The following is a 26,267-nucleotide window of genomic DNA, read 5'->3' on the forward strand; positions in this document are numbered from 1 at the left end:
CCGGCGATGGCGGTACGCAAGTGGGCTGCGGGCATCGCGGCATTGATGGCGCCGTGGGCTGCGCTCGCCCAGCAGAACGCCGTGACGCTGTATGGCGTCGTGGACCTGAGCATCGCTGGCTTTTCCACGCAGGAGCGCGGCACGGCCATCAACATGCAGTCCGGCGTGCAGTCCGGATCGCGCTGGGGCCTGCGCGGCAGCGAAGACCTGGGCAATGGGCTGCGGGCCAACTTCCAGCTTGAAAGCGGCTTTCTAGCCAACAACGGCAACTCGGCGCAGGGCAGGCGCCTGTTCGGGCGCGCGGCGTGGATGGGCGTGTCGGGCGGTTTTGGCGATCTTAGGCTTGGCCGGCAGACGTCGGTGTCGTCAGCCACGCTGGCCGACTACGATGCGTTCCTGGCGTCGTACCTGATCACCGGCGCGCAGACCGCGCTGCTGCCGTACAACGCCAATCGCGCAGACAACATGGTGGCCTACTGGAGCCCCTCTGTCGGCGGGCTGCGCGCGGGCGTCGATGCCAGCCTGGACTATGACGGCGGGGGCGGGTTCCAGACCGCGTCCACCAACAAGCTATACAGCGCCGCCGTGGTGTTCGACCAGCCGGGCTATTCGATCGCCGCCACCTACGAAGGCGCAAGCTGGGCGGACGGCACGGCGCAATCGGCCGCCATGACCCGGGCAGGCGCCGACCGCCGGCCCTACGCCTACACGCTGGCCGGCCGCGCCACGGTGGATGCGTTCACGCTTTATGCCGGCTGGTCGGTGATGCGCAACGGCTCAACCATCCCGGCGGTCCAGTCACCCGGTCAGCGGGTGTACTTCCCGGGCAGCACGGTGCACGGCGTGATGGCGGGCGCTGCCTGGCGCAATGGTGCGAGCACCGTGATGGCGTCGTGGCAGGGCAGCCTGCCGGGCGGCGGCGCGCTCGAGCGCGATGGCGCCACGCATACCCAGCAGATCTATTCGGCCGGCTACGTCTACGACCTGTCCAAGCGCACCAACGTGTACGCCATCTACGGCTACATGCGCGGAGCCTGGGACGATCCGTCCTGGCATCAGTCCCAGTACGCGGTGGGCATGCGCCACCGCTTCTGACCGTGCGTCAGTACGCCTTTCCGGCGATCGAATCCGCGTAGCCGAGATCCAGCCACTTGCCGTCCGCGGGGATGCGGTCCAGATTGCCCAGGTCGATCTGGGTCTGCAGGGCGTCCTTCAACGCCTGCTCCGGCACGGCGACGGAATCGGCGAACACGCCGTCCTCGATCAGACGTTGCACGGACGCCCGCACGACGGCCGGGTCCAGGTTGGGAAAGAGCTTCAAGCCGCTCGCCACGGCGGCGGCCGGATCCTTGTGGATCGCCTTGAGCGCACGGTCGATGCCGGACACGAACTTCTGCGATACGTGGGGGGCAATGTCCTGCCGTGTGGAAATGGCCGAGAACGTGTACGGGCCCATCTCGCGCGAGAAAGCGGAAACCACTTTGAACCCCTGCGCCTGCGCCTGCGAGGCGCCCGGTTCGTAGAGCACCGCGCAGTCGGCCTGACCGGAACTGAGCGGGCCGATCTCGTTGCCCAGCGGCACCTCCAGCAGGTTCACGTCGCGCTTGGGATCCAGGCCGGCGTGCTTGACGAGCTTGATGAATGCGGACGAACTGGTCGTCGGCATCGCGCCCGTCGAGATGGTGGCGCCCTTCAGGCTCTTGAAGCCGTCAAAGGCGAAGCCCGGCTTGCACGTCAGCCACACGCCCAGGCGGTTCAGCGTGCCGCCCACCACCTTGACGGGTGCGCCGCGCCCGAAGGAGATCGCGGTCCATTCCGGGCCGTGCAGGGAAAAGTCGGCACTTCGGGAGATGACAGCGGCCAGCGCGTTGGTGGACGAGGATGCGACGTCGATTCGCACGTCCAGGCCTTCGTCCTTGAAGTAGCCATGATCCTCGGCAAAGTAGACCGGCAGGTAGAACACCGACTTGAAGGCTGCCGAGACGACGGCCTTGTCGTTGGCCTTGTCATCAGCCATTGCCGACACGGTCAGCAAAGAGGCCGCAGCGGCGGCGGCGATGCGAAGGGGGGTACGGATTTTCATGGGTTTGCAGCGGCGTGACGCGCGCTTCACAGTTTGAATTGGGTGGCGTAGGTCTGGTCTTTCCAGCGCAGCAGGCGCTTTTCGGCAACGTCAACGCCGGCGTACAGGACAAAGCCCAGCGCCATCAGCGAGAAGATGCCGACCCAGACCGTGTTCAGGTCATAGAGCGACGAGGCGACAAAGATGATGTGGCCCAGGCCGTACTTGGACGAGATGAATTCGCCCACGACCGTGCCCACCAGCGCGAAGCCGATGTTGATGCGGAACGTGGCGATGATGGCGGGTAGCGCGGATGGCACGACGACCTTGGCAAAGATCTGCCTCTTGGTGGCGCCGAGCGACACCAGCATCTTCTGAATGTCCGGGTCTGCGTCCTTGGCGGCCTGAAAGGCGGCCAGCAGCGCGACGATGGACGTCAAGGAGATCGACAGGGCCACCTTCGAAATGAGGCCTGTGCCGAACCACAGGATCACCAGCGGCGCGAACGCGATCTTGGGCACGCTGTTTATCGCGACCAGGAAGGGTTCGACCACCTTGGCGCCATAGGGGGAATACCACAGCGCCAGACCCGGGATGGTGCCCACGACGGTGCCGACGACGAAGCCGGCGGCCGACGCCCACAGCGTGTAGTTGGCGTGTTCCCAGAGTTCGCCGGACAGAATCAGCTTCCACGCCGCCTGCACGACGCCCGCCGGGGATCCGAACAGAAAGCCAGAGACCGCGCCGGTGCGCACGGCGGCTTCCCACGCGCCGAAGAGCACGGCAAGAATGACAAGCTGAGTCGCCAGGACAGGGACAAGAAAGCCATTTCGCCGGCGCGCGGGCGCGGACGTGGCGACGCCCGGGGCAAGGGATGCGGTGGACTGGGTCATGCGTGAGTGCCGTCCTTGCGGGCGGTCTGTATGTCGAGTTCCTGGCACAGCAGGTCAAAATAGCCAGGGAAGCGGCTGTCGTGGCGCGCATGCAGCGGCGAGCGCGTGCCCAGCTCGATGCGATGCTCGCTTTTCAGGCGGCCGGGCCGGGCGCTCAGGACGAATATGCGCTCGGATAGCGCGATGGCCTCGTCGATGTCGTGCGTGACCAGCACCACGGTCTTGCCCTGTTTGCTGACGGTGTCCGCCAGCATGGATTCCAGGAACAGGCGGGTCTGGTAATCAAGCGCCGAGAACGGCTCGTCCAGAAGCAGCACGTCCGGGTCGGGCAGCAGCGTGCGCGCCAGGGCCACGCGCTGGCGCATGCCACCGGACAACGCCTTCGGATAGCTGTCCTGGAACGGCAGCAGGCCAAAGGTGTCCAGGTATTCACGCGCGCGTTCGACGGATTCGGCCTTGGGCGCGCCGCGGATCTCCAGGCCCACCAGCACGTTGTCCAGCACGGTGCGCCACGGCATCAGCAGGTCGCGCTGCAGCATATAGCCGACGCGGCCGCGCAGGTGTGGAAGCGCACGGCCGTCCAGCGCGATCGTACCGGCGTCGTGTTCCAGCAGGCCGGTCAGGATGTTGAACAGCGTGGACTTGCCGCAGCCGGAAGGGCCGATGATGCTGACGAATTCGCCGCTGGCGGCGTTCAGGCTGATGTCGTCCAGTACCTGGACCGGGCCGGTGTCGGTCTGGAAGCGCTTGGATAGGTTGCGGATCTCGAGCTTCAGGGGCGGGGTAGGGCTCATGGCAAACAACTGCGCGCCGCCTCAAGCCGCGCGGTGGCCCAGTTCCAGCGCCACCACGTCTTCGTGCGGCACTTCAAGTGCTTCGTTGAAGCGCTTGAAGAAGCTGCACAGCGCGATGCGGATGGTCAGTTCGACGATCTGCTCCTCGCTGAAGAACGATTGCAGCTTTGCGTAGAACGCATCGCTGACCTTGGACGGCGTCAGCGTGACCAGAACGGCGTAGTCGCGCACCACCAGGTCCTTGTCGTCCAGCCCGGGCACTTGCGGTTCCAGAAGCCGGTCGATGGCGTCCTGGGAAATGCCGTGCGCGGCCAGCTTGGGCGTGTGCAGCGTGACGCAGTAATGGCAGGCGTGGGCCTTGGATGCGGTCAGCAGCGCGATTTCAAGGTGGCGCGGCGATATCAGCCCGTCTTCGCGCGACTGCACCAGATACGAGAAAAAGTGCTGCAGGGCCGGCGGCCTCGGCGCGAAGGCGCTGAGCATATTCGCGTAGGGGCCATAGTCCTGCAGAAGCTGGTTGAACAATTGGGCGGTGGCGGGATCGAGCTTGGCGGGATCCAGGGGAGAGAGGCGTGACAATGCGGCTCCAGCGTGGGGATAAAGAACGCTGAAATCCTAAGAGACATGCCGCCGCGTGAAAAATACCGATATCACATATGTATATGGGCATGCAGGACACGGCAGGTTCGCCTGCGCGTGTCCCGCGATGGGCTGCCCCACGCTGCAGCCCCTGATCGCCCGCCGCCTCAGTGCAGGATCTGACTCAGGAACAGCTTGGTCCGCTCGCTCTGCGGGTGATCGAAGAAGTCGTCGGGATTGTTCTCTTCGATGATCTCGCCGCGGTCCATGAAGATGACGCGGTTGGCAACCTTGCGTGCAAAGCCCATTTCGTGCGTCACGCAGATCATCGTCATGCCGCTCTCTTGCGCCAGCGTCACCATCACGTCCAGCACTTCCTTGACCATTTCCGGGTCAAGCGCCGACGTGGGCTCGTCAAACAGCATGACCTTCGGGTTCATGCACAGCGACCGCGCGATCGCCACGCGCTGCTGCTGGCCGCCCGAGAGCTGGCCGGGGAACTTGGCGGCCTGATCCGGGATGCGCACGCGCTCCAGATACTTCATGGCGGTGGCCTCGGCCTGGGCGCGCGACTGCTTGAGCACCCACATGGGCCCCAGCGTCAGGTTTTCCAGCACGGTCAGGTGCGGGAACAGGTTGAAGTGCTGGAACACCATGCCGACCTCGCGGCGGATGGTTTCGATGTGCTTCAGATCGCTGGTCAGCTCGGTGCCGTCGACGATGATCTGGCCCTTCTGGTGCTCTTCCAGCCGGTTGATGCAGCGGATCATCGTGGACTTGCCCGAGCCCGACGGGCCGCACACCACGATGCGCTCGCCCTGGGCGACGTTCAGGTTGATGTTGCGCAGCACGTGGAACTGGCCGTACCACTTGTTCACGTCCTGCAGACGAATGATGGCATCGGACATGCCTGTTCTCCTTCGGGTTTACCGGGCGTGCCCGGTGGCCAGGCGCTGCTCGAGCGCGCGGCTGTATTTGGACATGGAATAGCAGAAGACGAAGTAGATGAGCGAGATGAAGAGATAGGCCTCCACCCCGAAACCTCGCCATGCCGCGTCGGACAGGGCCGCCTTGGCCGCCAGCGTCAGGTCGAAAATGCCAATGATGACGACCAGCGACGTGTCCTTGAACAGGCTGATGAAGATGCCCACCAGCGGCGGGATCACGATCTTGAGCGCCTGCGGCAGGATGATCTTGCGCATCTGCTGCCAGTAGTTCAGACCCAGCGAATCCGCGCCTTCGTACTGGCCCTTCGGAATGGCCTGCAGGCCGCCGCGCACCGTTTCCGCGATGTAGGCCGCGGCGAACATGATGATCGCGATCTGCGCGCGCAAGAGCTTGTCGATGGTGAAGCCTTCCGGCAGAAAAAGCGGCAGCATGACCGACGACATGAACAGCAGGCTGATGAGCGGCACGCCGCGGATCAGCTCGATGTACACGACGCACAGCGCCTTGATCGCCGGCATCTTCGACCGGCGGCCCAGGGCCAGCAGCACGCCGACCGGAAACGCGAAGGCGATGCCGAAGGTGGCCAGGATCAGGGTCAGCGGCAGGCCGCCCCAGCGGGCGTTTTCGACGTAGGTCAGGCCAAACACGCCGCCCCACATCAGCACGGCGACGGCCGCCAGACCCAGCGTCCAGATGAGCGCCAGCTTGCCGTTCCAGAAACGGCGCATGCCGCTTGCCACGATCACCGCAATCAGGATGCCGGTGGCGATCAGCGGCCGCCATTGCTCGTCGAACGGATAGGTGCCGAACAGGATGAGCCGATGCTTTTCGATGATGAACGCCCAGCACGCGCCGCCTGCCGCGCGGCATTCCTGCGCATTGGTGGCGTCAAAACTGGCCTTGATGAAGGCCCATTCCACCAGCGCCGGCAGCGCCATCAGGAGGCACCATGCCAGCAGCACGGTGATCAGGATGTTGAGCGGCGAGGAGAACAGGCGCGACCGCATCCAGGCCCAGGCGCCGCTTTGCGCGCCGGGCGGGGCGAGGTCGGCGCCCAGGGTTTGCGTAGTGCTGCTCATCTCAACGCTCCACCAGCGCGATGCGCTTGTTGTACCAATTCATGAATATCGAGATCGACAGGCTGACCGTGAGGTAGGCGGCCATGATGATGAGGATGCCTTCGATGGCCTGGCCGGTCTGGTTCAGCGTGGTGTTCACGACAGACACGATGTCCGGATAGCCGATCGCCACCGCCAGCGAACTGTTCTTCAACAGGTTCAGGTACTGGCTCGTCATCGGGGGGATGATGACGCGCAGCGCCTGCGGCAGGATCACCAGGCGCAGCACCAGCCGGCGCGGCAGGCCCAACGAGCCGGCGGCTTCCCACTGGCCGTTGTTGACCGCCTGGATGCCTGAGCGCACGACTTCGGCGATGAAGGCGGATGTATAGACGGTCAGGCCCAGGAAGAGGGCGACGAACTCCGGCGTCAGCGTCAGGCCGCCGACAAAGTTGAAGCCCTTGAGCGCCGGCATGTCCAGCGTCAGCGATGCGCCGCTGGCCAGCCAGCCGATGCCGGGAAACGCGATCAAGAAACCGATGGCCACGCGGCCCAGCCGGAAAGGCTGCCCCGTCGCTTCCTGGCGCTTCGTGGCCCAGTGGCTCACGGCGATGATCGCCAAGATGGCCAGCGCCAGTCCGCCCAGCACCCAGTCCAGCGACGCGCCTTCCAGCCCCGGCACCTTCAGGCCGCGGTTGGAGATGAAGACGCCCGGCAGCGGGTTGTGCGCCTGGCGCGGCCCGGGCATGTTCTCGGTGATGAGCGCGTACCAGAAGAAAAGCTGCAGCAAGAGCGGCACGTTGCGCATCACCTCGACGTAGACCGAGGTGATCTTGTTGACCAGCCAGTTTTTGGACAGGCGACCGATGCCGATGAACACGCCCAGAATGGTCGCGGCCACCAGCGCCAGCAGCCCGACGCGCAGCGTGTTCAGGATGCCGGCGAAGATGGCGCGTCCGTAGGTATCAGCGGGCGAGTAGGCGATGACGGTTTCGCCGATGGCAAAACCGGCCTCGCGGTTCAGAAAGCCGAAACCCGTCGCGATGTTGCGCAGCGACAGGTTGTGCAGCGTGTTGTGCACCAGGAACCAGACGGCGGCCCCGACCAGCGCGAGGGCCAGCGCCTGGTAGACGACCGCCCGCGTGGCCGGATCGTTCCAGGAAACCCGGCTGGGCGGGCGCCGCACCGGGTGTTGAGCGGAGTGCTGCGCCACGGTTCAGCCCGCCATCAATGCGCCGACGGCGGCGGCAAGGCGGTCCATGCCCTGTTCGATGACCTCGGTGGAGGTCGCGAACGAGAAGCGCACGTACGGCGACAGCCCATACGAACCGCCGTCGATCACGGCCACGCCGGCCTCGCGCAGGAAGAACAGGCTGACGTCCAGGTCGGTCTTCAGCTCGCCGTCGGGCCCATTCTTGCCGATCAAGCCCTGCACGTTGGCGTACACGTAGAACGCGCCGTCCGGCATGGCGCACGAAATGCCGGGGATGGCATTCAGGCGGCTCACGATGAGGTTCCGGCGCTTCTTGAAGATCTCGACCATTTCCGTGACGCTGGACTGATCGCCTTCCAATGCGGCCTGCGCGGCCGCCTGCGAAATCGCGCTGGGGCACGACGTGCTTTGCGACATGACGGTGCTCATGGCCTTGATGAGCTCGGCCGGGCCGGCGCCGTAGCCGACGCGCCAGCCGGTCATGGCGTAGGACTTGGACATGCCGTTCACGATGAGCGTGCGGCCGATGAGCTGCGGTTCGACCTGCACGGGCGAGGCGTGCGCCTGGCCGCTGTAGGTGAAGGGCGCGTAGATCTCGTCGCTCAGGATCCACACGTGGGGATGGCGCACCAGCACGTCGGTCAGCGCGCGCAGTTCTTCCGCGCTATAGACCGCGCCGCTGGGGTTGCTGGGCGAATTCAGGATCAGCCAGCGCGTGCGCGGCGTGATGGCCGCTTCCAGCGTGGCCGCGTCCAGCTTGAAGCCTTGCGATTCGGGGCCGGTCACCACGACCGGCTTGCCTTCGCCCAGCAACACCATGTCCGGGTAGGACACCCAGTACGGCGCGCAGACGATGACTTCGTCGCCCGGCTCCAGGCTGGCTGTCAGCGCGGCCGCGATGATCTGCTTGGCGCCCGCGCCCACGGTGATCTGGTCCATGCCGTAGCGCACGCCCAGGGTCTGTTCGAGGCTGTTGGCGATGGCGGTGCGCAGGCCCACGGTGCCGTTCGGGCTGGTGTAGCGGATGTCGCCGCCCGCGATGGCTTCCTGGCCGGCGCGCGCGATGTGCGCGGGCGTGGGCATGTCGGGCTCGCCCAGCGTGAAGTCGGCGATCTCGCGGCCTTGGCGGCGGAGTTCGTCCACGACGATCTTGGCGGCCATGCTGGGCGAGGGTTTGATCTGTTTGAGTCGGGCGTTGACGATGCTGTTCATGGTGATGCTGCGTAAAGAGTGATCTGGCGCGGGGCGGACCCGCACGCCGGGAAATGAAATGCGGCTCCGCATCTGGCGGAGCCGCGTAAAGCGCGCTTAGCGCACCGGCCAGCCGTACATCAGGCCGCCTTGCGTCCACAGCTTGTTCAGGCCGCGGTCCAGCTTGAGGGGGCTTTCCTTGCCCATTGCACGGTCATAGCTTTCGCCGTAGTTGCCGACCTGCTTGATGATGTTGTAGGCCCACTTGTCGTCCAGGCCCAGGTTCTTGCCCATGCCGGGCGTCACGCCCAGGATGCGTTGGACATTGGGGTTGGTGCTCTTCAACATTTCATCGACGTTTTTGGACGTGATGCCGTATTCCTCGGCTTCCAGCATCGCGTTCAGCGACCAGCGCACGATGTTGAACCACTGCTCGTCGCCCTGGCGGACCATCGGGCCCAGCGGTTCCTTGGACAGGTTCTCGGTCAGGATTTCCCAGTCGTCGGGGTTGGCCAGGCGCGTGCGCATGTTGGCGGCGGTGTTGGACTTGTCGTTGGTGTAGGCATCGCAGCGGCCCGATTCCAGCAGACGGAAGTTTTCGTCGTAGTTCTCGACCAGCACCGGCTTGAAGGTCAGGCCGCGGCTGCGGAAGTAGTCGGCCAGGTTCAGTTCGGTGGTGGTGCCGGGCTGCACGCAGATGGTGGCGCCGTCCAGTTCCTTCACGCTCTTGACGTTCATTGCCTTCTTCACGATCAGGCCCTGGGCGTCATAGAAGTTCACGCCCACGCCGATCAGGCCCAGCGTGGTGTCGCGGGTCAGCGTCTGCGTGGTGTTGCGCGACAACATGTCGATCTCGCCGGACTGCAGCGCCGTGAACTTCGCCTGGGCGGTCAGCACATTGCCCTTCACCTTGGAGGCGTCGCCGAACATGGCGGCGGCGACGGCACGGCACATGTCCACGTCCAGGCCGGTCCATTCACCCTTGCTGTCGAGCACCGAGAAGCCGGGGATGCCGGCAAAGCCGCACTGCAGGAAGCCCTTTTTCTTGACGGCGTCAAAGGTCACGCCGGCTTGCGCGCCGGAAGCAACGCACAGCAGGGTCGCCGCAATGGCGGAGCTCAAAAACTTGCGCATGGAGATTTCTCCTGGAGATCGAAAAAAGTTAGGAAAAGCGGGAGGGACGGAAACGGCCAAGCGTGCGGGGACCGCCCCGGCAGGCCGGGGAGGGCGCGTCGCGCATTCGGACGGGGTAAGGCAATAAGGAGGAGGGGTGGCCGACGGGGCCGGTCAGGCGGTGCGCCGGTGGATGCGCGTGGCGTAGGGGAGATACGTACTGCGGAGGGTAGGAATCGGGCTCATCGGCGGCACTGGTACGGCAGGTCTTACAGTCGCGGAAGACGCTGGCGGTAACGAGGCCAACGTCGTATTACGTTATGCAATAAGACGTATGATGGCAGCCGTCATACAAGTAAACAAGTAAGGGGATTCCCGTAATTGGCATTACGGGCAGGGAGTAAACGTCGGGCTTACGCCGCCGGAGGATGCGACAGCAGCTTGCGGTAGCGCGCAATGCTGTCGCCCAGATGGCGGGCCATGGCGGCCCGCGCGGCGCCGGGATCGCGGCGCATGATGGCGGTCAGGATGGCTTCGTGCTCGCGCACGTTGCGGGTTTCGTACGTTTCAAGTTCTTCGGGCGTCTTGCCGCCGTGCTTGATGTTCAGATCCAGCATCACGTCGCGCACCGCAGCCTTCAGCAGCGCCGGAAAGTGCGGGTTGTTCGACGCGCGGGCGATCGACAGGTGGAATTCGTAGTCGGCCTTCACGGCTGCTTCCATGTCGCGCGTGGCACGGTTGAAGGCGTCGAAGGCTTCGACGATGCTGCTCAGGTCCGAAGCGCTGCGGCGCTCGGCCGCCAGGCCACAGGCTTCCACTTCGAGGCCCGCGCGCAATTCCATGATGTGCAGCGCCCAGCGCGGATCCGTCGCGGGTTCGACGACGAAATCGATGGGTTTTTCGCGGTCTTCGGTGACGAAGACGCCGATGCCGGGTTTGCTGACCAGGCGTCCGCTCAGGCGCATGGAGGCCACGGCTTCACGAATGACGGTGCGGCTGACTTCGAATTCATCGCACAGCGCGTGTTCGGAAGGCAGCTTGTCGCCGGCGCGGTACTGGCGCGCATCAAGGCGCTTGGTCAGTTCCTCGATGACGAAATCGGTCAGGCGCGAACGGGGAGGCCGGGCGGGAGTTTGCATTGTCTCTCTTATGGGAAATCGCTGCGGGCAAGGCGTGGCAGGCTTGGCGCAGCCGCAAGTTTACGCGTTCCTGGAATGCCTCGCGGGTGTCCGGCCCATCGGGATTAGCCACGCGCAAGGTCGCGGCCGCAGGAAAGCGAGAGGGCCATATGACAACATACGGGGCGGATTCCGCCAACTTTTCTTTGCATCAATAAGCAAAACGCCCTCCATAGGAGGGCGTTCGGGCAATCAGGCAAGCATAGGCCTTACTCGGCGCCGGACTTCTTGATCAGGGCGTCCAGCATTTCCATCTCTTCGCCAGTCAGGTCGGTCAGCGGCGCGCGCACGGGGCCCGCGTCGTGGCCCACCAGCTTGGCGCCGGCCTTGACGATGCTGACGGCGTAGCCGGCCTTGCGGTTACGGATTTCCAGGTACGGCAGGAAGAAATCGTCGAGCAGGCGGTTGGTGGTGTCACTGTCGCCGGCGGCGATGGCGTTGTAGAACTCCATGGCCATCTTGGGCACGAAGTTGAAGACGGCCGACGAGTAGACCGGCACGCCCAGCGCGCGGTAGGCGGCGGCGTAGACTTCGGCGGTAGGCAGGCCGCCCAGGTACGAGAAGCGGTCGCCCATCTTGCGGCGGATGCGGACCATGGATTCGATGTCGCCGATGCCGTCCTTGAAGCCGACCAGGTTGGGGCAGCGGTCCGCCAGGCGGGCCAGGCTGTCGGCCGACAGGCGCGATTGGGCGCGGTTGTAGACGATGACGCCGATGTTGACGGACTTGCAGACCTGCTCGACGTGGGCGGCGATGCCGTCCTGCGAGGCTTCGGTCAGGTAGTGCGGCAGCAGCAGGACGCCCTTGGCGCCTTGGCGCTCGGCTTCCTGGGCGTAGGCGATGGCGGTGCGGGTGGGGCCGCCGGCGCCGGCCAGGATCGGCACCTTGCCCTTGCAGGTCTGGACGGCGGTGCGGATGACGTCCGAGTATTCCTCGGGGGCCAGCGAGAAGAACTCACCGGTGCCGCCTGCCGCGAACAGGGCGGTGGCGCCGTAGGGGGCCAGCCATTCCAGACGAGCCGCATAGCTCTTGGCGTTGAAATCGCCGTTCTGGTCGAAGTCGGTCACGGGGAAGGAAAGCAATCCTTCCGAGACGATGGCTTTGAGTTCCTGGGGAGTCGTCATGGCTGTCTTCCAAATAAGAGAAAGGGGTATGAAAAGGCGGTGATGCCGTGCCGCGGCGTTATCGAACCCGCGATGTATGTCATCGTACAACATACAAGCTGGTACGGCAACGGCTTCGTTGGGAAGATGTTGTCGTACAACAGGTGCATCGACCGCTAACGATATAGGAATTTCCCTAGATTGATCGCGAAAAGCCGCCACGCTATTCTCGCGATTCATTGTCGTACGACAACGTACAAGAACGACGACAATTCCATACCTCTAGGAGACAAGTTTGAAGGCATTTCCCCTGTTGAGCCGCCTGTCGGCCGTCCTGGCCGTCGCCACCGCGTTTGCCGCACCTGTCCACGCCGCCGATGACTGGCCGTCCGCCAAGGCCATCACGCTGGTCGTTCCGTTTGCGGCCGGGGGCACGTCCGACATCCTGGGCCGCCTGATCGCGCAGGAACTGGGCACGACGCTCAAGCAGACCGTCGTCGTTGAAAACAAGGGTGGCGCCGGCGGCGTGCTCGGCGCCGACGCCGTGGCGCGAGCCAAGCCGGACGGCTACACGCTGCTGTTGGGCACGATCGCCACGCATGCAATCAACCCGTCGCTGCTGCCCAGCATCAACTACAACGCGGCCAAGGATTTCTCGCCGGTCATTCTGCTGGGCAGCATTTCCAATGTGCTGCTAGTGGGCGCCAACCAGCCGTATAAGTCCGTGCAGGATGTCGTCGCCGCCGCCAAGGCCAATCCCGACACGATCGCGTTCGGCTCGGCCGGGCAGGGCACGTCCCAGCATCTGTCGGGCGAAGTGTTCAAGCAGCTGACGGGCGCGCACCTGACGCACGTGCCGTACCGCGGCAGCGCGCCGGCCATTTCGGACCTGATCGGCGGCCAGATCCCCAGCTCGTTCGAAACCGCGCTGGTCGCGCTGCCTTACGTCCAAAGCGGCAAGGTGCGCGCGCTGGCTGTGACGTCGGCCAAGCGCACCGCCGTGCTGCCCGATGTGCCCACCATGCAGGAAGCCGGGGTGCCGGGCTTCGACGTGAGCAGTTGGCAGGCCATTTACGCGCCAGCCAACACGCCGCCCGCTGTGGTCGACAAGCTGAACAAGACCATTGCCGAGATCGTGGCCAAGCCGGAAGTGGCCGCCAAGATGCAAGGCCTGGGTCTGGCCTACACGCCGAACACGCCCGCCGAGTTCACCGCGTTCCAGACGGCCGAGCAGGCCAAGTGGGCAAAGATCATCGCCGACGGAAAACTCAAGCCGCAGTGATCGCGCGGCGTGTCCTGAAGGCTTGGTGCCGGGAGAGATCCTTCGCCAGGCTTTTTTTTTGCGCTGCGCACTTACCGAGACCCGCTGGCCACCGCCAGCAGCACACCAAACGCGACCAGCAGCCCCCCGAAGATCCGGTCTATCCAATGGCGCACGGCCAGCAGCCGTTGGCGCACGCCGTCCGACGAAAAGCACATCGCCACCAGGCAGAACCACGTCACGTGCGCCAGCGATATGAAGGCGCCATAGCCAACCTGCACCGCCAGCGGCGTATCGGGCCGCACGACTTGCATGAAGAGACTCACGATGAAAACCGTGGTCTTGGGATTCAGCGCGTTGGTAAGAAAGCCCGTGCGCAGCGCCGCCAGGTCCGACATTGCCGCCGCGGCACGGCTACTGTTGCCGCTGCCCGGCCGCGTGCGCAGCATTTTCATGCCTAGATACACCAGATAGGCCGCACCCGCCAGTTTGATGGCGTTGAACAACCACAGCGATTGCTGGATCAGCAGTCCCACGCCGACCAGCGTGTAGCCGACGTGCACCAGCACGCCCATGCCGATGCCCAGCGCCGTCAGCACGCCGGCGCGCCGCGACAGCATCAGGCTGTTGCGGGTGACCATCGCAAAGTCCGGCCCCGGACTTATGACGGCAAGCACCGTGATTGTGATGACAGCTATCAGTTCGGTCATGGCGTATCCTTTCGCGAAATATCAATGGCGTGCATCCTAGCAACGGGACTCAAGGACGTATAACGATGGTTTCTGACAGCAATGGTGAGCTGAAATCACCATCCTCGCAGGCGCGCCTGCCGTCGCTGCTGGCGCTGCGTTGCTTTGAGGCCGCGGCGCGCCACGAAAACTTCAGCCGCGCGGCCGCGGAGCTGCATCTGACGCATGGCGCGGTCAGCCGGGCGGTGCGGTTGCTGGAGGACGACCTGGGCATGGCGCTGTTCGAGCGGCGTAGCCGCCGCGTGTTCCTGACGGACGCGGGGCGCACCCTGTCCGGCGCCGTGGGCAGCGGCCTGGACTTGATGCGGCAGGCGGTGGGCGAACTGCGCGCCCGCGCCCGCAGCGGGCGTCGTTGGGTGCTGTCATGCGAGCCGACCTTGCTGATGCGCTGGCTGATCCCGCGCTGGCCCGATTTCCAGGCCCGGCATCCGGACATGGAAGTGCATTTGGTCGCGGGTGGCGGGCCGTTCTCATTTGCAAGCGGCATCGACCTGGCCATCCGCCGCGACGACTTTACCTGGCCGGACAGCCATCACGTCGAGCCCCTGTTTGCGGAAAAGGTCGGCCCGGTGTGCCATCCCGGCAAGCTCGCGGACTGGTTCGACGACAGCACAGCCGGCGGCTCGTTGAAGTCTGGTGCGCCGCTGCTGCACACGCGCACGCGGCCAGACGCATGGCGCGAATGGGCGGCCGCGGCCGATAAGCCGGCGCCAGATGCGCCCGGCCAGACATTCGATCATTTCTATTTCAGTCTGCAGGCGGCGGTCGCGGGCCTGGGCGTTGCCATCGGCCCGTGGCGGCTGGTGCGCGACGATCTGGAAAGCGGCGTGCTGGCGGCGCCCATGGGATTCGTCGAAGATGGATCGCGCTATTGCCTGTTTGCCCCGCAGCCGCTGCCGCCGGGCAGTCCGCAGGCGGCGCTGCTGGATTGGCTGCGCAAGGCGGCGTAGTGCCGAAGCGGCAGGGAATGGCGAAAGGTCCGAGGGGGACGTCCGAAAGCCGGACGTCCCCCTCGGGCCGGTGTTGTCAGCCGGACCTTGCGGTCCGGCCCAGCGTTACGGCGTTACGCGATCAGGCGTTGGCCAGCTTGCCGTCAACCATGCGCGTCAGGCCCAGCGGGTTGGCGCGCTTGATGCCGTCGGGCAGCAGGGCGTCGGGCAGATCCTGATAGCAGACCGGACGCAGGAAGCGGCGGATGGCAGTGGCGCCCACCGAGGTCGAGGCCGGGTTCGAGGTGGCCGGGAACGGGCCGCCGTGAACCATGGCGTGGCTGACTTCCACGCCGGTCGGGTAGCCGTTGGCCAGGATGCGGCCGGCCTTGCGTTCCAGCACGGGCAGCAGCGCGCGGGCCGCGTCCACGTCGGCGTCGTCCACGAACAGCGTCGCGGTAAGTTGGCCTTCAAGATGCTCGGCCACGGCGCGGACCTGCGCTGCGTCCTTGCACGCCACCACCAGCGAGGCGGGGCCGAACACTTCGGCTTCCAGCTCGTGCGAGGCCAGGAACTGGTCCGCGCTGGCGCCAAACACTACGGCGCCCGCGGCGTTGCACGCCGGGTTGGACGGTTCGCCGCGGCCGACGGTCGACACGCTGGCGTGGCGCGCCAGCGCGTCGGCGCCTTGCTCGTAGGCCGAGAAGATGCCCGGCGTCAGCATGGTGGCGGCGCCCTTGGCTTTCACGGCTTCGGCGGCGGCCTGGCGGAAACGATCCAGTGCCGGGCCTTCGATGCCGATCACCAGACCCGGGTTGGTGCAGAACTGGCCCACGCCCATCGACAGCGAATCCACGAAGCCCTTGGCGATGGTCTCCGCACGGGCTTCCAGCGCGGCCGGCAGCAGGAACACCGGGTTGATGCTGGACATTTCGGCGTAGACGGGAATCGGCACGGGGCGGGCGTTGGCGGCGGCCACGAGCGCCAGGCCGCCACGGCGCGAGCCGGTGAAGCCGATGGCCGTGATCGCCGGATGCGTCGCCAGCGCGGTGCCGATTTCATTGCCGGCGCCGAACAGCAGCGAGAAGGTGCCTTCGGGCAACCCGTGCTTGGTCGCTGCCTGCTGGATGGCGCGGCCGACCAGTTCGGACGTGCCGGGGTGCGCGTTGTGCGCCTTGACGATTACCGGGCAACCGGCAGCCAGTGCCGAGGCAGTATCGCCGCCCGCCACCGAGAAGGCCAGCGGGAAGTTGCTGGCGCCGAACACGGCCACCGGGCCGAGCGGAACGTTGGCCAGGCGCAGGTCGGCGCGCGGCAGGGGCTGGCGTTCGGGCTGGGCCGGATCAATGGTCGCGTCCAGGAAGTAGCCGTCGCGCACCACGCGGGCGAACAGGCGAAGCTGGCCAACGGTGCGGCCGCGCTCGCCCTGCAGGCGGGCGACGGGCAGGCCGGTTTCCAGGTGCGCGCGCTCGATCAGCGCGTCGCCCAGCGCCAGGATGCCTTCGGCGATGCTTTCGAGGAATTGGGCGCGCGTCTCCAGCGGCAGCGCGCGATACGGATCGAACGCGGCACGGGCCAATTCGGCCGCGCGGGACACGTCGTCGGCGGAGCCGGCGGGGTAGGCGGGGTCCAGGCGTTCGCCGGTGGCGGGGTTGATGGCGTGCTGGGCAGCGCCCGCGCCCAGGACGGCGGTCGAGCCGATCAACATCTGGCCGGTCAGGTTCATGGTCATCTCCAAAAATTCATAGGCGCCGATCCAGGGGATGGGCGGTTTCGCCCCGACGGGTCCGGGGAAAAAAATGCCCCCGGACCGGGGGCAGACAGAAGGCGTCGGTGCAGACCGATTATTCGGCGCCGGACTTCTTGATCAGGGCGGCGAGCATTTCCATTTCTTCGCCGGTCAGGTCGGTCAGGGGCGCGCGCACGGGGCCCGCGTCGTGGCCCACCAGCTTGGCGCCGGCCTTGACGATGCTGACGGCGTAGCCGGCCTTGCGGTTACGGATTTCCAGGTACGGCAGGAAGAAATCGTCGAGCAGGCGGTTGGTGGTGTCACTGTCGCCGGCGGCGATGGCGTTGTAGAACTCCATGGCCATCTTGGGCACGAAGTTGAAGACGGCCGACGAGTAGACCGGCACGCCCAGCGCGCGGTAGGCGGCGGCGTAGACTTCGGCGGTAGGCAGGCCGCCCAGGTACGAGAAGCGGTCGCCCATCTTGCGGCGGATGCGGACCATGGATTCGATGTCGCCGATGCCGTCCTTGAAGCCGACCAGGTTGGGGCAGCGGTCCGCCAGGCGGGCCAGGCTGTCGGCCGACAGGCGCGATTGGGCGCGGTTGTAGACGATGACGCCGATGTTGACGGACTTGCAGACCTGCTCGACGTGGGCGGCGATGCCGTCCTGCGAGGCTTCGGTCAGGTAGTGCGGCAGCAGCAGGACGCCCTTGGCGCCTTGGCGCTCGGCTTCCTGGGCGTAGGCGATGGCGGTGCGGGTGGGGCCGCCGGCGCCGGCCAGGATCGGCACCTTGCCCTTGCAGGTCTGGACGGCGGTGCGGATGACGTCCGAGTATTCCTCGGGGGCCAGCGAGAAGAACTCACCGGTGCCGCCTGCCGCGAACAGGGCGGTGGCGCCGTAGGGGGCCAGCCATTCCAGACGAGCCGCGTAGCTCTTGGCGTTGAAATCGCCGTTCTGGTCGAAGTCGGTCACGGGGAAGGAAAGCAATCCTTCCGAAACAATGGCCTTGAGTTCCTGCGGAGTCGTCATGTTGCGCTCATCCCAAAATGGCCGTCGCAGGCGGAGAGGGTGCTTGCGAACGGGATGCGGTGGTAAAAGGTGAGTCATCGTACAACATGATTTTGCCGGATTCAAGGTGTCCGCCCAGCCGAAGCGGCATTTACAAGGGGAAACCCGAAATTCCTTTCCGATGCCTTTCAGCGATATTCTCTTGGTTGTACGATAACGTACGGTGCCCGCAGCGGGGCATCCATCAGGCTAAAGGATTCAGCATGCAGGTTGCAGTCGAGCAGACGCCCGTTCTCATCAAGATTCATCCCGACGACAACGTCGCCATCGTGGCCAATGATGGCGGCTTGCCGGCCGGAACCGTTCTGCCCGACGGGCTTCAGTTGGTGGACGCCGTGCCGCAAGGCCACAAGGTGGCGCTGACCGATCTGGCCGAAGGCGATGAGGTCAGACGCTACAACGTGGTGGTGGGCTACGCCGCCAAGTCCTTGCCGCGTGGCAGCTGGATCAACGAGCGCGTCACGACGATGCCGACCGCCCGCACGCTGGAAGACCTGCCGGTGTCCACGCGCGTGACGCCCCTGCCGCCGCTGGAGGGCTATACATTCCAGGGCTACCGCAACGCGGACGGCACCGTGGGCACGCGCAACATCCTGGCCATCAGCACCACGGTGCAGTGCGTGCAGGGCGTGGTCGAACATGCGGTCGCGCGCATCCGCCGAGAACTGCTGCCGCTGTACCCGAACGTGGACGACGTGGTGGGCATCGAGCACACCTACGGCTGCGGCGTGGCCATCGACGCGCCGGGCGCAGCGATTCCGATCCGCACGTTGCACAACATCGCCCGCAACCCGAATTTTGGCGGCACATCCATGGTGGTCAGCCTGGGCTGTGAAAAGCTGCAGCCTGAACGCCTCTTGGCGCCCACCGCCATTCCGATCCGCGCCGGCGAAGGGATGGGCGGCAACGGCGTGGAGACGATCGTGCTGCAGGACGAAGAGAACATCGGCTTTGATTCGATGATCCAGCTCATCATGCGCACGGCCGAGCGCCACCTGCAAAAGCTGAACGCCCGCCAGCGCGAAACCTGCCCGGTATCCGACCTGACCGTCGGTGTGCAGTGCGGCGGCAGCGACGCGTTCTCCGGCGTGACCGCCAACCCGGCCGTGGGTTTTGCGACCGACCTGCTGGTGCGCGCCGGCGGCACCGTGATGTTCTCCGAGAACACTGAAGTGCGCGATGGCATCGACCAGCTCACCGCCCGCGCCGAAACGCCCGAAGTCGCCGACGCGCTGATCCGGGAGATGGCCTGGTATGACGCGTACCTGCAGCGCGGCATGGCCGACCGCAGCGCCAACACCAGTCCGGGCAACAAGAAGGGCGGTCTGTCCAACATCGTCGAAAAGGCGATGGGGTCGATCGTCAAGTCCGGTTCCTCGCCCATCCACGGCGTGCTGTCGCCCGGCGACCGCCTGACACGCAAGGGCCTGATCTTTGCGGCCACGCCTGCCAGCGACTTCATCTGCGGCACGCTGCAGCTTGCCGCCGGCATGAATCTGCACATCTTCACGACCGGCCGCGGCACGCCCTACGGGCTGGCGCAGGTGCCGGTCATCAAAGTCGCCACGCGCTCCGCGCTGGCGCGCCGCTGGCACGACCTGATGGACGTCGATGCCGGCGTCATCGCCACGGGCCAGGCCTCGATCGAGGATGTGGGCTGGCAGCTCTTTCAGATGATGCTGGACGTGGCCAGCGGCAAGAAACAGACCTGTGCGGAAAAACTCAAGCTGCACAACGCTCTGGCGCTGTTCAACCCGGGCCCCGTGACCTGATCGCGGATCCGTCCCGTCCGTAGCGCCATCGCAAAAAAAAACCACCGAGAGGAGACAGCCGATGGAAATTGACCCGCAAGTCCAGGCCGGCCGGCGCCGGCTGCTGGGCGCCGCGCTCGCACTCGCGCCCGCCAGCCTCGTGCACGCGCAGTCATTCAGCTTCACCCCGCAGCAGCGCTATCCGGATCCCTCGGTCCGGATCCTGGACCCGGAATTCTCCAAGTACCGGATCTACAGCAGCAGCGTGGAGCAGCTTGCAACCGGGTTCCGCTGGCTGGAAGGGCCGGTGTGGTTTGGGGACGGACGTTATCTGCTGGTTTCGGATATCCCCAATAACCGCATCCTGCGCTGGGACGAGACCACGGGCGAGATCAGCGTATTCCGCCAGCCGTCCAATTTCAGCAACGGGCTTGCCCGCGACCGCCAGGGCCGCCTGCTGACCTGCGAGCACCTGACGCGCCGCGTCACGCGCACGGAGTACGACGGCAGCATCACGGTGCTGGCCGACCGCTTTGATGGCAAGCAGTTCAATTCGCCGAACGACATCGTGTGCCAGCGCAATGGCGCCATCTGGTTCACGGATCCGCCGTTTGGGATCGGCGGGCACTGGGAGGGCGACAAGGCCACGCCTGAGCTCCCGCATTCGGTCTATCGCATCGATCCGGCCAATGGCCGCGTGACGCTGGCGCTGGCGGATCTGGCCGGGCCCAACGGCCTGTGCTTCTCGCCCGACGAAAAGGTGCTCTACATCGTCGAGTCCCGCCACCAGCCCAACCGCGTGATCTGGGCCTTCGATGTGGGCGCGGACGGCGCGCTGACGAACAAGCGCCTGCACGTCGATGCGCAGGGTCCCGGCGCCATCGACGGCATCAAGTGCGACGAGGCCGGCAACCTGTGGTGCGGCTGGGGCAGCAACGGCTCGGCCGACGCCAAGCCCGAGGAACTGGACGGCGTGATGGTCTTTAACCCCGCCGGCAAACCCATCGGGCACATCCGGCTGCCCGAGCGGTGCGCCAACCTGTGTTTTGGCGGCGCCAAGCGCAACCGCCTTTTCATGGCGAGCAGCCATTCGCTCTATGCCCTGTACGTGGAGACCCGCGGCGCGGCATAGGCATATCCCCACCGCGGCCTCACCTGGCCGCGGGACACTTCAACACACATACCAATCAGTGTGGAGACAGCATGAACCCGAGCAAAAGACAGTTCCTGGGCAGCGCCGCAGCGCTTTGCCTGACGCCGCTGGTGCCGGCGTGGGCGCAATCGGCGCAATGGCCGACGCGCCCCGTGCGCATCGTGGTGCCTTACCCGCCCGGCGGCTCGTCGGACATCATCGCGCGCATCCTGGCGCCCCGGCTGGCCGAAGTGCTCAAACAGACCGTGGTCGTCGAGAACAAGCCCGGCGCCAACGGCAACCTGGGCGCCGGCCTGGTGGTGCAGTCGGCGCAGGAAGGCCATACGGTGCTGCTGTGCGACGTCGGCGCGCTGGCAATCAGCCCGTCCGTCTACACCAAGCTGACCTTTGATCCGTCCAAGGACCTGCGCGCGGTGGGCATGCTGGCGTATTCGCCGCACGTGCTGGCCGTGCATCCCGACGTGAAGGCCAACACCGTGCAGGATCTGGTCGAGCTGTCCAAGAAAGAACGCATCAACTTTGCCGTCACCGCGATCGGCAGCGCGCCGCACCTGGCGGCTGTCGCGGTTCAGCAGGCGACCGGCGCGCAGTGGGAATACGTGCCGTACAAGGGCGGTTCGCAGGCGGTCACCGACACCATCGGCGGCCAGACGCAGATCATCATGAACGGCCTGCTGGCCACGCTGCCGCACATCAAGTCCGGCAAGCTGCGCGCGATCGCGATTTCCAAGAGCGAGCGCATGAAGCTGGTGCCGGACATTCCGACCATCTCCGAGCAGGGCGTGAAGGGCTTCGAGTCGGGCACGTGGCAGGGCGTGATGGCCCCGTCCAACATGACCGATCCGGTGGCAGCACAACTGCAGACGCTGATGGCGCAGATCGTCACCCAGCCGGACGTCACGGCGCAGTTGAACGAGCAGGGCGCCGAGATCATCACCAAGAGCCCCGCGGAACTTGCGCAGTTCTTCGGCAGCGAACGCGCCCGCTGGGCCAAGGTCGTTGCCAGCACCGACATCCGCCTGGACTGATCGGCCCGGCCCGCGTCTTGCTAGGGGCGGGCGATCGGGGGCACACTGGGATCGTGTCCGGGCTTCGGCCCGGACCGATTCCCGTGGAGCCTAACGATGAAATCCCTGTTCGCCGCGGCGGCCTTGGGGTCGCTGACGGCGCTGTCCGCCTTGGCAAGCCCGCCTGCGATCGCGCGCGATCCGCTGCCCACGGCGCCAAAGCCGCCCGCATCGGCGCGCACCATACCAGACACGTGTCTGGGCACCGACTGCCCGCGCATCGTGGACCCGGGCAAACTCAACCGGGACTGCCTGGGCACGTCATGCCCGGGCTCTCGCTATCCTCCCGCGACGGAAACGCCGGTGCGGCCTCAGAATCAACCGGGGCTGAAACCTCCCACGCGGACATGGCTGCCGCCCATGCCGCCGCGGCCTGGCCAAGCCCCCGTGGGCCCGCTGACGCCCGCGCCGGCATTGCCTCGATAGATCCGAAAAGGCCACACGCCGCAGGTATCATGGCTTCCTTGCACCTGATCCACTTCGCCTTGGCCAACGCACGCCGGGCTTCCTGACAACGACATCCCATGAACGACCGCCTGCAGCAGACCCTGCGCCGTTTCGACGAGTACAACGCCGCCGATCCTAATGTGTTCACGTGGGAAGGCCAGTCCTGTCCGCAGGAGCTGTTTCTTGCGCAGAAGCTGCACGAATGGGTGATGAAGCTGGCGCCTGACGCGTCCGAGCCGCTGGTCCTGGCGTCCCGGTGCCAGCACATCGGCCGCTGGGAAATTGCGCGCGCCAGCTATCCCGAAGGCCGCATCGGTTACCTGACGTGGCGCAAGGCGTTGGCCAGGCATCACGCGGCAATCGCGCAACAGATCATGCAGGAAGCCGGCTATCCGCAAGCGGACTGCGACCGCGTGGCGGCGATCCTGATGAAGCAGGGAATCAAGCAGGACCCGGACGTGCAGGTGATGGAGAACGCGCTGTGCCTGGTGTTTTTGCAATACCAGTACGAGTCGTTTTATCCCGCCCACGAAGACAAGATCGTTGAGATCCTGCGTAAGTCGCTGCTGAAGATGGATGGCGCGGGGCATCAGCAGGCCATGACGCTGACCTATTCGGATCGGGGCATGGGCTACATCAAGCAGGCGCTGGCGGCGCTGGAGCCGGCAGGCTAGATACTGCTGCGTCCATGCAGAAAGGCCTGCGCGCGGCCGGGAAACGTTGTCCCGGCCGCGCGCAGGCCTGAACTGCTTAGCGCGGGCTTATTCGGACGCTTGGGGCTTGACGTCTTCGGGCTTGACGTCGGCAGGCGTGACGTCTGCCGGCGTTGCACCTTCCGCTTTCACATCCGCGGCTTTCACGTCCACCGTTTTCACGTCTGCGGACGTCGCGTCGGCAGGTTGCGTGTCAGGCGCGGCGTCACCAGCAGGCGCGGGCGGTTGTTCGGCGGACGCCTGGGCCTTTTTCTCGGCGCGGGCGCGCGCGGCGTTGCGCGACGCATTGCGCGAGGCCATGCGCTTGGCGTGACGCGCTTCGTTGGCGGTCACGGCGCCGGCGGGTTCGCCGTTCAGGTCCACGCGCGGCGCGTCCTCGACCATGCTGGCCCAGTAGCGGCGGCCATCGCACCACGTCTTGACGGCTTCCTTGATCTGCGCCTCGTCGAGCTGCAATTGCTCGGCGTGCTGCACCAGGTCCGCCAGCACGCCCAGCTTGAGCGGAAGCTTGGGCGCGGGGTTCTTGGGAAACGCCTTGGGAAAGTGCCGTTGCAGGCGCGAAATGGCGACGACCACGGGATCGACCGGCGACTCACGCTTTTCGGGACGCGGCGCACGCTGGCCCTTGTCACCGCCTTGCGCGCGCTTGGCCTTGTCGCCGGTCTGCGGACGCGGACCCTTGGCGGCGCCCTGCGGGCGGCGCGGCTTGTCGGTGCCTTGCGGACGCGATTCGTTCTTGGAGCCTGCCTTGTCAGGCGACTGCTTGATAAGCAATTCCCGGATCGCGGCTAATTGTTCTAGTCCCATGTGCTACACAAAAAAAAGGTTGAGGCGGCGAGCGTAACTGCTATGCCGTGAAAACCGCTACCCGGAGAGGATCACGAGCAGCGCCAGCGACAGCAGAATGCCGAACGCGGCCAGGGCAAACGGCAGTAGTAGAACATACACGCCGCGTTCCTGCCCCCGGCCATGCGCCAAACCGGCCGCAATCGACATCCGAACCGGCGAAAAAATCCCCATCGACGTGCCCGAAACGTGCAGCAGCGCGGCAGCTGCGGGCACGCTCAGGCCAGCCTGAAGCGCTAATGATAGCTGGGATGGCATGAACAGGCTGTTTGGCGCGTTGCCGCTGTTGGCCAGGATGCCGAACGCGCCGGCCAGCAGCGGCGTGATCAGGATAGTCCAGTCGCGCAGGCTCGCAAAGAGGCCGTCGGCGTACGCCCGCGATATGCCCGCGCCAGCCAGCACCTCGGCCATCATGGCAAACAGGAATACGGACATGACGGCGTGCCGTCCGGTCATCCAGGCGGCGCGCGCCTGCGTCCGCACGGCGCCCGGATGTCGCTGCCAGGCGGCCAGGACCAGGGCACCGGCGATCAGCCAGCTTCCGGCGTGCAGAAACGGCATCCAGGGCGGCAGGTCCGCATACGGGCGCAAAGCCGCCAGGTCTGCAAGGCCGCGATTCAGGCCGGGCACGAGCCGCGTGGCGACCAGCCAGGCGATGAGGGCGATGTAGGGCAACGCGCGGCGCGCTGCCCGCAGCGCCTCGCTGCGGCCGGGCCGGCGGTCCGCCAGAAAGCGCAGCACGATCAGTGGTCCGTACGCCGCGAGCAGCGCCGTTTCCGGTCCCAAAAGCGCCGTCGCAGCGGCCAGCAAGGCCAGGCTCGCGGCCATCCAGCCGGCCTCGCGGACCCGCTCGGCGGCCGGCGCAGACAACCCCGCGCGCGTGGCGGTGCGCCAGTACAGCGCCAGCCACACGCCCATCAGCAGCGCGACGGGCACCATGCTGTAAAGCGCAAGTTGCGTGGGCGGCACGCGCGCATAGGCCGAAGCCAGCAGCGTGCCGCTGCCCATCGCGCCCCACGGAATCAGCGTCTGGCTGAGCAGCGCAAACACCATGACCTCGCGGGCCCTGAGGCCGAGCGGACGGATCAGCATCACGGTGCCCAGCATGCCCACGCCGAAACCCGTTGCGGATTCGGCGAAAGGGCCGATCAGGAAACAGGCAAAGAACAGCAGCCGGCGCTTCGCCAGCGCGTCGGGGCTCCCCGCGTCCGGCGTGCCGCGCACCGTGGCGCCGGGTGCCGCGCCCGGCATGTCAACGGACGCGTGCCCCTGCGCCGCCATCTGCCAGAACAGCAGGCCGCCCAGGATGTAGGGGGTGATGATCCATCCGATCCAGAGCCCGCGTTCCAGCGCAACGGCCAGTTGCCAAGGCGCAAAAGGGGCAGGCGCCGCAAGCAGCGCGATGGGCAGGGCCCCCAACAGGCCCAGCGCCGCCGCAACGGTGGTGTTGACGCGCCCGCTCGCGATCGCGGCGATCACGGTTAGCGCCGGCAGGGACCACAGCAGGTACATCATCGAGGGAACATCCGCATCGCCCGGGTGAAGTTGCGGCGCAAAGCGTAGCAGCCTCTGGCCGCCGCGGGTAGCCATGCGCGCGGCAGAGGGGGGCGAGGACGGGAGAGGACGCGGAGCCCATACGCATGAACGCCGGCTGGCGCTTGCACGCGAGCCGGCGTTCGGGACCTGGAGGATCAGGCCGGTGACGCTCGGATTACTGGTTCGCGCCGCGGATATTGCCCGCGATGCCGCCAGCCGCGCCGCCGATGGCGGCGCCCGTCCAGGCGCTGCCGCCCGCGATGGCGGCAATGCCGGCGCCCGCCGCGGCGCCCATCAAGCCGCCCGTGACGGTGCCTTGCTGTTCCTTGGTCATATTGGTGCATGCGGCCAGCGATGCCATCGCAATGGCCAGACCTATCGTGCGGATCGTCTTCATGGCGGGCTCCTAGGGGGTGCGTTTCGTCTTCGTGGCGGGCATGACGATCTCAAACCAGATCGTCTCCACGACAGGGCGATCCAATCGGCTCGGATTGGCGGCATACCAGCGGTCGACGGTATCGCGCACGGAGTCCAGCGTCTGGTTCTGAAGACCCATGGAGAACTTGGGCACCAGGGTCTGGGTATCCGGCACGGCACGGCGTTGCTGATAGGCCCTTTCGACCTCAAGGACGTTGGCCATGCCCAGCAGATAGGCCTTCTTGAGATTGGCGTCGGATTCGGTCCAGTGCTTGCCCGTGACGATCGGGGCAGGCTCCGCGGGTGCGGCCGTGACAGCCGACCCGAACAGCATCGAGAGGACTACGGTCGCTGGGCCAAGCAGGTGTTTTACTCGCATCGCATCGCTCCTTTGGGGAACAAAAGATAGAAAACAACCTTCGCGCGCGATTCGGGCGGACGAACCGTGATGGCCGATCGAAAAGCGTA

At 66.0% G+C, this 26,267-nt stretch carries 25 protein-coding genes; 7 read left to right on the forward strand and 18 right to left on the reverse strand.

Annotated features, from left to right (window positions below; all coding sequences use genetic code 11):
• The first annotated feature begins 6 nt into the window (after positions 1-6).
• Entirely contained in the window at positions 7-1,095 is a 1,089-nt protein-coding gene (locus tag HV786_RS07170; RefSeq protein WP_128829060.1) for a porin, read from the forward strand.
• Between the two features lie 7 nt (positions 1,096-1,102).
• On the opposite strand, the gene HV786_RS07175 is transcribed toward HV786_RS07170, so the two are convergent.
• The 11 genes from HV786_RS07175 to kdgD (HV786_RS07225) form a co-directional block, all read right to left on the reverse strand.
• On the reverse strand, positions 1,103-2,083 hold the full coding sequence (locus HV786_RS07175; RefSeq protein ID WP_128829059.1) for an ABC transporter substrate-binding protein: 981 nt from the start codon (positions 2,081-2,083) through the stop codon (positions 1,103-1,105).
• Between the two features lie 26 nt (positions 2,084-2,109).
• Complete coding sequence (locus HV786_RS07180) at positions 2,110-2,955, reverse strand: ABC transporter permease (RefSeq protein ID WP_128829058.1); 846 nt, start codon at positions 2,953-2,955, stop codon at positions 2,110-2,112.
• Positions 2,952-3,749, reverse strand: a complete 798-nt coding sequence (locus tag HV786_RS07185) for an ABC transporter ATP-binding protein (RefSeq protein WP_128829057.1) — start codon at positions 3,747-3,749, stop codon at positions 2,952-2,954. The genes HV786_RS07180 and HV786_RS07185 overlap by 4 nt, the downstream gene beginning before the upstream one ends.
• 21 nt (positions 3,750-3,770) lie before the next feature.
• Positions 3,771-4,328, reverse strand: coding sequence for a carboxymuconolactone decarboxylase family protein (locus HV786_RS07190; protein WP_128829056.1), 558 nt, complete (start codon positions 4,326-4,328; stop codon positions 3,771-3,773).
• A 167-nt stretch (positions 4,329-4,495) separates the two neighbouring features.
• Entirely contained in the window at positions 4,496-5,236 is a 741-nt protein-coding gene (locus HV786_RS07195; RefSeq protein WP_056318048.1) for an amino acid ABC transporter ATP-binding protein, read from the reverse strand.
• 18 nt (positions 5,237-5,254) lie between these two features.
• Positions 5,255-6,355 carry an amino acid ABC transporter permease gene (locus HV786_RS07200; RefSeq protein WP_056318045.1) on the reverse strand — a complete coding sequence of 367 codons (1,101 nt, stop codon included), beginning with the start codon at positions 6,353-6,355 and terminating at the stop codon, positions 5,255-5,257.
• 1 nt (position 6,356) lies between these two features.
• Complete coding sequence (locus HV786_RS07205) at positions 6,357-7,520, reverse strand: amino acid ABC transporter permease (RefSeq protein WP_175210544.1); 1,164 nt, start codon at positions 7,518-7,520, stop codon at positions 6,357-6,359.
• 30 nt (positions 7,521-7,550) lie between these two features.
• Positions 7,551-8,759, reverse strand: a complete 1,209-nt coding sequence (locus HV786_RS07210; protein WP_128829054.1) for an aminotransferase class I/II-fold pyridoxal phosphate-dependent enzyme — start codon at positions 8,757-8,759, stop codon at positions 7,551-7,553.
• Between the two features lie 96 nt (positions 8,760-8,855).
• A complete protein-coding gene (locus HV786_RS07215; protein WP_128829053.1) occupies positions 8,856-9,872 on the reverse strand; it encodes an amino acid ABC transporter substrate-binding protein in 1,017 nt (338 codons plus the stop codon).
• Between the two features lie 392 nt (positions 9,873-10,264).
• Positions 10,265-10,990 carry a FadR/GntR family transcriptional regulator gene (locus tag HV786_RS07220; protein ID WP_056318037.1) on the reverse strand — a complete coding sequence of 242 codons (726 nt, stop codon included), beginning with the start codon at positions 10,988-10,990 and terminating at the stop codon, positions 10,265-10,267.
• A gap of 248 nt (positions 10,991-11,238) precedes the next feature.
• Positions 11,239-12,153: a 5-dehydro-4-deoxyglucarate dehydratase gene (gene kdgD, locus HV786_RS07225; RefSeq protein ID WP_062839416.1), complete on the reverse strand. Its 915-nt coding sequence runs from the start codon at positions 12,151-12,153 to the stop codon at positions 11,239-11,241.
• 274 nt (positions 12,154-12,427) lie between these two features.
• Here kdgD (HV786_RS07225) and HV786_RS07230 point away from each other — a divergent pair, with 274 nt between their 5' ends.
• Positions 12,428-13,414, forward strand: a complete 987-nt coding sequence (locus HV786_RS07230) for a Bug family tripartite tricarboxylate transporter substrate binding protein (protein WP_128829049.1) — start codon at positions 12,428-12,430, stop codon at positions 13,412-13,414.
• A gap of 71 nt (positions 13,415-13,485) precedes the next feature.
• Here HV786_RS07230 and HV786_RS07235 read toward each other — a convergent pair whose 3' ends face one another.
• Positions 13,486-14,103, reverse strand: coding sequence for a LysE family translocator (locus tag HV786_RS07235; RefSeq protein ID WP_128829048.1), 618 nt, complete (start codon positions 14,101-14,103; stop codon positions 13,486-13,488).
• A gap of 65 nt (positions 14,104-14,168) precedes the next feature.
• On the opposite strand from HV786_RS07235, the gene HV786_RS07240 reads away from it, so the two are divergent.
• Positions 14,169-15,092, forward strand: coding sequence for a LysR family transcriptional regulator (locus tag HV786_RS07240; protein ID WP_175210426.1), 924 nt, complete (start codon positions 14,169-14,171; stop codon positions 15,090-15,092).
• Positions 15,093-15,213: 121 nt separating this feature from the next.
• Here HV786_RS07240 and HV786_RS07245 read toward each other — a convergent pair whose 3' ends face one another.
• A complete protein-coding gene (locus HV786_RS07245; RefSeq protein WP_175210428.1) occupies positions 15,214-16,797 on the reverse strand; it encodes an aldehyde dehydrogenase (NADP(+)) in 1,584 nt (527 codons plus the stop codon).
• Positions 16,798-16,915: 118 nt separating this feature from the next.
• Complete coding sequence (gene kdgD / locus HV786_RS07250; protein ID WP_062839421.1) at positions 16,916-17,830, reverse strand: 5-dehydro-4-deoxyglucarate dehydratase; 915 nt, start codon at positions 17,828-17,830, stop codon at positions 16,916-16,918.
• Positions 17,831-18,072: 242 nt separating this feature from the next.
• Between kdgD (HV786_RS07250) and garD the strand changes: the two genes are divergently transcribed.
• The 4 genes from garD (at position 18,073) to HV786_RS07270 (ending at position 22,961) form a co-directional block, all read left to right on the forward strand.
• Positions 18,073-19,641 (forward strand): galactarate dehydratase, encoded by a 1,569-nt coding sequence (gene garD, locus HV786_RS07255; RefSeq protein WP_128829052.1) that lies wholly within the window; start codon positions 18,073-18,075, stop codon positions 19,639-19,641.
• Positions 19,642-19,702: 61 nt separating this feature from the next.
• Positions 19,703-20,752, forward strand: coding sequence for an SMP-30/gluconolactonase/LRE family protein (locus tag HV786_RS07260; RefSeq protein ID WP_128829051.1), 1,050 nt, complete (start codon positions 19,703-19,705; stop codon positions 20,750-20,752).
• Between the two features lie 71 nt (positions 20,753-20,823).
• On the forward strand, positions 20,824-21,801 hold the full coding sequence (locus HV786_RS07265) for a Bug family tripartite tricarboxylate transporter substrate binding protein (protein WP_128829050.1): 978 nt from the start codon (positions 20,824-20,826) through the stop codon (positions 21,799-21,801).
• Positions 21,802-22,364: 563 nt separating this feature from the next.
• Positions 22,365-22,961, forward strand: coding sequence for a DUF4202 domain-containing protein (locus HV786_RS07270; RefSeq protein ID WP_128829306.1), 597 nt, complete (start codon positions 22,365-22,367; stop codon positions 22,959-22,961).
• Between the two features lie 87 nt (positions 22,962-23,048).
• On the opposite strand, the gene HV786_RS07275 is transcribed toward HV786_RS07270, so the two are convergent.
• From HV786_RS07275 to HV786_RS07290, 4 genes are all read right to left on the reverse strand, one after another.
• Positions 23,049-23,807: a ProQ/FinO family protein gene (locus HV786_RS07275; RefSeq protein WP_254599458.1), complete on the reverse strand. Its 759-nt coding sequence runs from the start codon at positions 23,805-23,807 to the stop codon at positions 23,049-23,051.
• A 57-nt stretch (positions 23,808-23,864) separates the two neighbouring features.
• A complete protein-coding gene (locus HV786_RS07280; RefSeq protein WP_254599459.1) occupies positions 23,865-25,436 on the reverse strand; it encodes a hypothetical protein in 1,572 nt (523 codons plus the stop codon).
• A gap of 121 nt (positions 25,437-25,557) precedes the next feature.
• Positions 25,558-25,779 (reverse strand): hypothetical protein, encoded by a 222-nt coding sequence (locus HV786_RS07285; RefSeq protein ID WP_056318016.1) that lies wholly within the window; start codon positions 25,777-25,779, stop codon positions 25,558-25,560.
• Between the two features lie 9 nt (positions 25,780-25,788).
• Positions 25,789-26,178, reverse strand: a complete 390-nt coding sequence (locus tag HV786_RS07290) for a hypothetical protein (protein WP_175210430.1) — start codon at positions 26,176-26,178, stop codon at positions 25,789-25,791.
• Positions 26,179-26,267: the final 89 nt, after the last annotated feature.

It is taken from the genome of Achromobacter mucicolens, from assembly GCF_902859725.1.
Taxonomy (GTDB): Bacteria; Pseudomonadota; Gammaproteobacteria; order Burkholderiales; family Burkholderiaceae_B; genus Achromobacter; species Achromobacter mucicolens.

What these genes read in the sequence shown, in the direction of transcription:
- HV786_RS07170 (WP_128829060.1), top strand. Translation starts at nt 7, where the DNA reads ATGGCGGTACGCAAGTGGGCTGCGGGCATCGCGGCATTGATGGCGCCG.
- HV786_RS07175 (WP_128829059.1), bottom strand. Translation starts at nt 2,083, where the DNA reads ATGAAAATCCGTACCCCCCTTCGCATCGCCGCCGCCGCTGCGGCCTCT.
- HV786_RS07180 (WP_128829058.1), bottom strand. Translation starts at nt 2,955, where the DNA reads ATGACCCAGTCCACCGCATCCCTTGCCCCGGGCGTCGCCACGTCCGCG.
- HV786_RS07185 (WP_128829057.1), bottom strand. Translation starts at nt 3,749, where the DNA reads ATGAGCCCTACCCCGCCCCTGAAGCTCGAGATCCGCAACCTATCCAAG.
- HV786_RS07195 (WP_056318048.1), bottom strand. Translation starts at nt 5,236, where the DNA reads ATGTCCGATGCCATCATTCGTCTGCAGGACGTGAACAAGTGGTACGGC.
- HV786_RS07200 (WP_056318045.1), bottom strand. Translation starts at nt 6,355, where the DNA reads ATGAGCAGCACTACGCAAACCCTGGGCGCCGACCTCGCCCCGCCCGGC.
- HV786_RS07210 (WP_128829054.1), bottom strand. Translation starts at nt 8,759, where the DNA reads ATGAACAGCATCGTCAACGCCCGACTCAAACAGATCAAACCCTCGCCC.
- HV786_RS07215 (WP_128829053.1), bottom strand. Translation starts at nt 9,872, where the DNA reads ATGCGCAAGTTTTTGAGCTCCGCCATTGCGGCGACCCTGCTGTGCGTT.
- HV786_RS07220 (WP_056318037.1), bottom strand. Translation starts at nt 10,990, where the DNA reads ATGCAAACTCCCGCCCGGCCTCCCCGTTCGCGCCTGACCGATTTCGTC.
- kdgD (WP_062839416.1), bottom strand. Translation starts at nt 12,153, where the DNA reads ATGACGACTCCCCAGGAACTCAAAGCCATCGTCTCGGAAGGATTGCTT.
- HV786_RS07235 (WP_128829048.1), bottom strand. Translation starts at nt 14,103, where the DNA reads ATGACCGAACTGATAGCTGTCATCACAATCACGGTGCTTGCCGTCATA.
- HV786_RS07240 (WP_175210426.1), top strand. Translation starts at nt 14,169, where the DNA reads ATGGTTTCTGACAGCAATGGTGAGCTGAAATCACCATCCTCGCAGGCG.
- HV786_RS07245 (WP_175210428.1), bottom strand. Translation starts at nt 16,797, where the DNA reads ATGAACCTGACCGGCCAGATGTTGATCGGCTCGACCGCCGTCCTGGGC.
- kdgD (WP_062839421.1), bottom strand. Translation starts at nt 17,830, where the DNA reads ATGACGACTCCGCAGGAACTCAAGGCCATTGTTTCGGAAGGATTGCTT.
- garD (WP_128829052.1), top strand. Translation starts at nt 18,073, where the DNA reads ATGCAGGTTGCAGTCGAGCAGACGCCCGTTCTCATCAAGATTCATCCC.
- HV786_RS07260 (WP_128829051.1), top strand. Translation starts at nt 19,703, where the DNA reads ATGGAAATTGACCCGCAAGTCCAGGCCGGCCGGCGCCGGCTGCTGGGC.
- HV786_RS07265 (WP_128829050.1), top strand. Translation starts at nt 20,824, where the DNA reads ATGAACCCGAGCAAAAGACAGTTCCTGGGCAGCGCCGCAGCGCTTTGC.
- HV786_RS07270 (WP_128829306.1), top strand. Translation starts at nt 22,365, where the DNA reads ATGAACGACCGCCTGCAGCAGACCCTGCGCCGTTTCGACGAGTACAAC.
- HV786_RS07275 (WP_254599458.1), bottom strand. Translation starts at nt 23,807, where the DNA reads ATGGGACTAGAACAATTAGCCGCGATCCGGGAATTGCTTATCAAGCAG.
- HV786_RS07280 (WP_254599459.1), bottom strand. Translation starts at nt 25,436, where the DNA reads ATGGCTACCCGCGGCGGCCAGAGGCTGCTACGCTTTGCGCCGCAACTT.
- HV786_RS07285 (WP_056318016.1), bottom strand. Translation starts at nt 25,779, where the DNA reads ATGAAGACGATCCGCACGATAGGTCTGGCCATTGCGATGGCATCGCTG.
- HV786_RS07290 (WP_175210430.1), bottom strand. Translation starts at nt 26,178, where the DNA reads ATGCGAGTAAAACACCTGCTTGGCCCAGCGACCGTAGTCCTCTCGATG.